General features: G+C 73.9%; 5 protein-coding genes. 3 read left to right on the forward strand and 2 right to left on the reverse strand.

What is annotated here, in order from left to right:
- Window positions 1–70 precede the first annotated feature (70 nt).
- From WML84_RS12250 to WML84_RS12260, 3 genes are read left to right on the forward strand one after another with little or no spacing between them, the layout of a single operon-like run.
- Window positions 71–1,450: a tyrosinase family protein gene (locus tag WML84_RS12250; RefSeq protein ID WP_347346424.1), complete on the forward strand. Its 1,380-nt coding sequence runs from the start codon at window positions 71–73 to the stop codon at window positions 1,448–1,450.
- On the forward strand, window positions 1,447–2,277 hold the full coding sequence (locus WML84_RS12255) for a DUF2182 domain-containing protein (RefSeq protein WP_347346425.1): 831 nt from the start codon (window positions 1,447–1,449) through the stop codon (window positions 2,275–2,277). The genes WML84_RS12250 and WML84_RS12255 overlap by 4 nt, the downstream gene beginning before the upstream one ends.
- A 55-nt stretch (window positions 2,278–2,332) precedes the next feature.
- Window positions 2,333–3,544: a carbamoyl-phosphate synthase large subunit gene (locus tag WML84_RS12260; RefSeq protein ID WP_347346426.1), complete on the forward strand. Its 1,212-nt coding sequence runs from the start codon at window positions 2,333–2,335 to the stop codon at window positions 3,542–3,544.
- 40 nt (window positions 3,545–3,584) lie between these two features.
- Here the strand turns inward: WML84_RS12260 and WML84_RS12265 are convergent, their stop codons facing one another.
- Window positions 3,585–4,796, reverse strand: coding sequence for an alpha/beta fold hydrolase (locus tag WML84_RS12265; protein ID WP_347346427.1), 1,212 nt, complete (start codon window positions 4,794–4,796; stop codon window positions 3,585–3,587).
- A 13-nt stretch (window positions 4,797–4,809) separates the two neighbouring features.
- The coding region (locus WML84_RS12270) for an NAD(P)/FAD-dependent oxidoreductase (RefSeq protein WP_347346428.1) at window positions 4,810–5,603 on the reverse strand (794 nt) is incomplete at its 5' end.

The raw sequence follows: 5,603 nt of genomic DNA on the forward strand, positions 1-5,603 counted from the left end.
CTCTGGCGCCTCGCACCCCGCTGCTCGTATGGTGGGGGCCAGGACGTGGGACGGCAGGGAGGGGGCCGACATGGCCGTGATCGAGCGACGCGATGTGTACGGTTTGGGGGAGCCGTGGCATCCGATCCTGCGCGCCTACGCGCTCGCGATCGGGAGGATGAAGGCGCTCCCGGCGAGCGACCCGCGCAGCCTCGCCTACCAGGCGTCGGTGCACGGATTCCGCAGCGAGAGCGACCCGCCGCCCGACCGCTTCCGGGGGCAGTGCCAGCACAACTGCTGGTACTTCCTGCCCTGGCACCGCTGGTACCTGCACTACTACGAGCAGATCATCCGGTCGCTGCTCGCCGAGATCGACGAGGTGCCCGACGAGGTCGCCGAGTCGTGGGCGCTGCCGTACTGGAACTACGCGCGGGATGCCGGCGCCGCCAAGCTCCCGCCCGAGTTCGCGTCGCCGACGCTGTGGGACGGCCGCCGGAACCCGCTCTTCGACGACACGCGGCTGCCCGAGGTGAACGACCGCAGCGCGGCGCTCGACCGCGTGCAGACGGTGCCCGGGCGCGGCGTGCTCGACCAGCCGTTCAGCGCGCTGACGAGCGGCGTCGCGACGTTCGGCGGCACGGCATCCGGCTGGCACCACTTCCGTGAGCCGGGCGCCGTCGCCGGCGGCCTGGAGGGCACGCCGCACAACGACGTGCACGGCTTCGTCGGCGGCAACATGTGGCGGTTCGCGACGGCCGGGCTCGATCCGGTGTTCTGGCTCCACCACTGCAATATCGACCGATACTGGGAGATGCGAGGACACGACGCCGACCCCACGGGCTGGGCCGACGTGTCGTTCGACTTCCGGACCGAGACGGGCGCCGCGGTGCGGGTCGACGCCGACGGATGCGTCGACACCGAGGGGCAGCTCGGCTACCGGTACGAGGACATCACGCGGCCCGACGGACTGCTCGGCGGCGCCGAGAGGAGGTCGGAGATGGCTCCCGGATCGGAGATCCCGCCCGAGGTGGTCGGGACGCGCGGCACGGTGCACCTGCAGGGGCGGCGCGTCGACGCGACGATGGAGGTCGGCGCGCCGTCGGGCGACTTCCTGCTCTCGCGCGGACGCGAGCGCGACCAGCGGGTGTTCCTGACCGTGAACGACATCGTCGGCGAGGCGAACCCCGGCATCAGCTACGCGGTGTACCTGGGCGAGCGCGCCGACGAGAGCTGCCGCGCCGGGCTGATCTCGTTCTTCGGCATCGAGGGCACCCGCGAGGGCGGGCATCCGCTCGGCTACGCGTTCGACGTCACCGACATCGTCCACACGCTCGAGGACGAGGGCGCGTGGAACCCCGACGACGTGCACGTCGTCTTCGAGCCGGTCGGAGCGGTGCTCGACGAGGGGCGGTCGAAGACCGAGGACACCGCTCCGGTCGAGGTCGGCAGCGTCAGCATCGCGTACCAGTGAGCGCTCCCGCGACGCCCCGCACGCGCACGCGGGTGAGCGTGCGGGTCGCGTGGGCGCGCGTGCGGATCCGGCATCCCGAGCGCGGGCTCGTCGTCGCCGTGGTCGCGGCGTGGCTCGTGCTGCTCGCGCTCTCGTCGCCGCTCGTGGCGCCGTCGTCGCGGCCCGGCACGCCGGCGGATGCCGCTCCGCTCCCGTGGTCGCATCACGCCGCGGCCGTCGCCGACGGCGGCCTGCTGCTCGCGGTGCTCGTGGCGGGCGCCTGGTGGCTGCTCATGGTGGTCGCGATGATGGGCCCCGTCATGGTGCCGCGCGTGCGGTCGGTCGCGCAGCGCTGCCCGGGCCGCGTGCGCACGCGCGCGATCGCCGAGACGCTCACCGGCGCCTTGCTGGTGTGGATGCTGGTGGGAGCCGTCGTCGTCCCGCTCGCCGTGCTCGCACCCCCGCTCGACGCGCGTGCGGCGCCCTGGGCGTTCGCGGGGCTGTGGCTCGCCGTCGTCGTCTGGCAGCTCGCGCCGCTCAAGGAGCGGGGCCTGCGTCGCTGCCACCTGGTGCGGCTGCAGCTGGGCGCCGGCACGCAGAGCCAGGTGCGACCGGGCGCGCTCTACGCCGGATGGTGCGCGCTGTCGTGCGGCCCGGCGATGGCCGCGATGGCGCTGAGCGGGCATACGCTCGCGACGATGGCGGTGCTCACCGCGGGGTTCGTCGCCGAGCGCGTGGCGTTCCGGCCGCGCCGCGCCGCGCGGCTGGTGGCGGTCGCGATCGCGGTGGCCGCGGCATCCGAGCTTCTCGTGGCGACGCTGACGGCCGTGCCGGTCTCGCCCGCGTGAGGCCGCGTCGATAGGCTGTGCGCAGCCGTCGTGCTGCCGACCTGAGGGGGTTCTCATGCGAGTGCTGGTGACGAGTTCGCGCAATCCGTTCGCACTGGACATCATCCGCAAGCTCGGCAGCACCGGCCATACGGTGGTGGCCAGCGACACGTATCCGGGCGCGATCGGCAGCCACTCGAAGTACGTCGCCGCGCATGCCACGACGGCCTCGCCGCGGTTCGACACCGACCGCTTCGTCGCCGACGTGAGCGACATCGTCACGCGCTTCGAGATCGACGTGATCCTGCCGACCTTCGAGGAGGCCTTCTACCTGTCGGCGCGTGCGGCCGACCTGCCCGACCGCGTGCGGCTCTACACCGGCGGGTTCGACAAGCTCGCGCGCCTGCACGACAAGGTGAGCTTCCAGCGGCTCGCCGTCGAGGCCGGCGTGCCCGTGCCCGAGACGGTCGTCGCGACCGACGACGCGTCGCTCGCGGCCGCCATCGCGCGGTTCCCGCAGTACTTCGCGCGCGCCGCGTTCTCGCGCGGCGGCGTGTCGCTCCTCACCAACACCGGGCCGCTCGCCGGCCAGCTCGCGGTCGCCGACGTCCACCCCACGCCCGACCAGCCGTGGCTCGTGCAGCCGTTCGTCGACGGACCGATGGTGTGCACGTACAGCACCATCGTGGACGGCCGGGTCACCGCCCACTGCACGTATCGCGCGCCGGAGCAGTGGGCGCACAGCACCGGCATCGCCTTCCTCGCCGTCGACAGCTCGCAGACGCTCGAGTACACGCAGCGGCTCGTGGACGCGCTCGACGACACCTACACCGGCCAGCTCTCGTTCGACTGGGTCGACCACGACGGGCAGCTGTACGGCATCGAGTGCAACCCCCGCACGACGAACGGGGTCATCCTGCTCGACGCCGAGGAGCTCTCCGCGGGACTGACCGCCGCCGTGGCGGCCCCGGCCGTCGTCGAGCCGGGCGTCGAGCGCGAGATCAAGCTCGCCGTCATGGCCGACAGCTTCGCCGAGCCGCTCAAGCACCTGCCCACGTCGCTGCACGACCTCATCCACGTGCGCGACATCGGCGCCGGCTGGCACGACGACCTCGCCATGCTGTGGGCACCCGCGGCGCTCGTGCACGGCGCGAAGCTCGACCGCGGGCAGCACGAGGCGCTCCTCGAGGCCCTCGGCGACGACATCGTGTGGAACGGCGAGGAGATCGACGGCATGACAGCCGCGGATGCCGCGGCGCTCGAGGCCGTGCACGCCCAGCGCGTCTGATCCCCGCGGCCGCGCCGGTCGGCGCCCGGCGGGTGCCGCGTCAGCGCCGTATCGCCTGCTCCAGCCGGACGCCCGCCATGAGCAGGTCGGGGAAGCGGGCCGCGAGGCCGCGATGCGGCATCCGGTCCATCGCCGCGGTCTCGCCCGCGAGCTCGTGCTGCGTGCCGGCGACGAGCCGGTCGACCGCGTGCAGCAGCGCGAGGGGATGCGTCTCGAGGGCGCTGTGCCCGTTGTCGATGCGCGCGAGCACCGCGTCGTGCGCCGTGTCGGCGACCCGCTCGGCGATGGCCGGGGGCGTGCGCAGGTCGCGATCGCCGGAGAGCACCACGATCGGCCACGAGAAGCGGGGCGTGAGCGCCGGCAGGTCGAACGGCTCGCCGGCGAACACGGGGAACCGGTCCGCGATCGGCGAGTAGGTGAGTGCCGGGTCGAGCGGTCCGCCGTCGGGCGGTGCGCCGTAGTGCAGCTCGCGGAAGCCGATCGCGCCGACGAGGTCGAACTCGTAGACGCCCGGCATGCGGAGGATCGACGCGCTGCGGCTCGCGTAGGCCTCGAGGGCCGCCCACACCGGATCGCGATGGCCGCGCACGCGCCGCTCCAGGAGCGGCAGCAGCAGCCGCGGGCCGCCGAGCTCGTACGCGGCGCGGACCACGTCGAGCAGCCGGCGCTGGTCGTCGCCGCCGTCGACGAGCCACCGGACGGCCGCCGCCTCCGGCGTGCCGGCATCCCAGAACAGCTCGCGGACCCGCGCGCGTTCGAGCGGCAGGTCGTCGGTGGACTGCAGCGCCGAGTCGAGCAGCATCCCCGCGACGCGATCGGGATGCCGCGCCCCGAAGCCCGAGGCGAGATAACTGCCGTACGACGAGCCCACGACGAACGCCGTGTCGACGCCCTCGTGGTCGAGCACCGCCGCGAGGTCGTCGATCGCGGCGGTCACGCGCATGGCCGAGAACGGCAGCGCACGGCCGGCGAGGTCGGCGCGCGAGAGCCCGACGCCGCGGTGCTCCACCATGATGACGTCGCGCCCGCGGGCGGCGGCGCGGCGCCGCAGGCCGCGGTAGGGGAGGACGGAGGCCAGCCCGGGCCCGCCCGGGATCACGAGCACGGGCGTCGCGCTCGGCGGGCCGCTCCGGATGTACGCGAGGTCGAACGCGGGCGCCGAGTCGGTCGCGGGACGGCGCACGCGGCGCAGCCCACGGATCGGCGCGGCGACGGTCTGGAGCACCCTGGACGCGCCCGGCCTACCGGTCATGCGCGTGTGCCGGTCATGCGCGGGGTCCCTTCCACACCGCGTCGATCGGGACGTCCTCGCCGAGCACGTTCACCGCGGCGCGATGGCCGGAGCACAGCGCCGCCGTCACCGTCGCGGGGTCGTCGGTCCAGGTGGCCTCGCCCGCCAGGTGCAGCACGCCGCCGACCGGCGTCGCGAGGTCGTCGTGGTCGGCGGTCGTCGAGCCGAGGGTCATGTACGCGTACGAGCCGCGCGCGAACGGGTCGTCCTGCCACGCCGTGCGGTGCACGTGCGTCGGCCGCGGGACGCCGTCGCCGTACAGCCGGCGCAGCTGCGCGAGGATCGAGTCGACGACTCGCTCGTCCGGCCAGTCGCGTGTCGCGAGCGCCGCGGGCCCCGCGGCGAAGGTCAGCAGCGTCGGCGTGCCGTGCAGCGCGGTGAGGTCGTACCACGAGTGCCACCAGCGGCTCTCGGGCCCCTGCTGGCGGATCGCGTAGACGCCGTCGTCCCAGAACCTCGTGTCGAACCGCAGGAAGACCTTCTCGAACGCGTTCATCCGCAGTCGGCTCAGGGCTCCCGCGACCGGCTCGGGCAGCGGCGGGTCGACGACGAAGCCCTCCGAGCGCAGCACGCCGACCGGCACCGTCACGACGGCGGCATCCGCCGTGAGCGTGCCGCGATCGGTCGTGACCGCGACCCCGTCGACGGACCACTGCACGCGTGAGACGACGTGCCCGAGGCGCACGTCGAGCCCCTCGGCGAGATGCGCCGGCAGGCGGTCGTAGCCGTCGGGGAACACCACCTCGTCGCCGTCGATCGAGTCGTCGT

This window comes from Microbacterium sp., from assembly GCF_039812165.1.
In the GTDB taxonomy this organism is placed as follows: Bacteria; Actinomycetota; Actinomycetes; order Actinomycetales; family Microbacteriaceae; genus Microbacterium.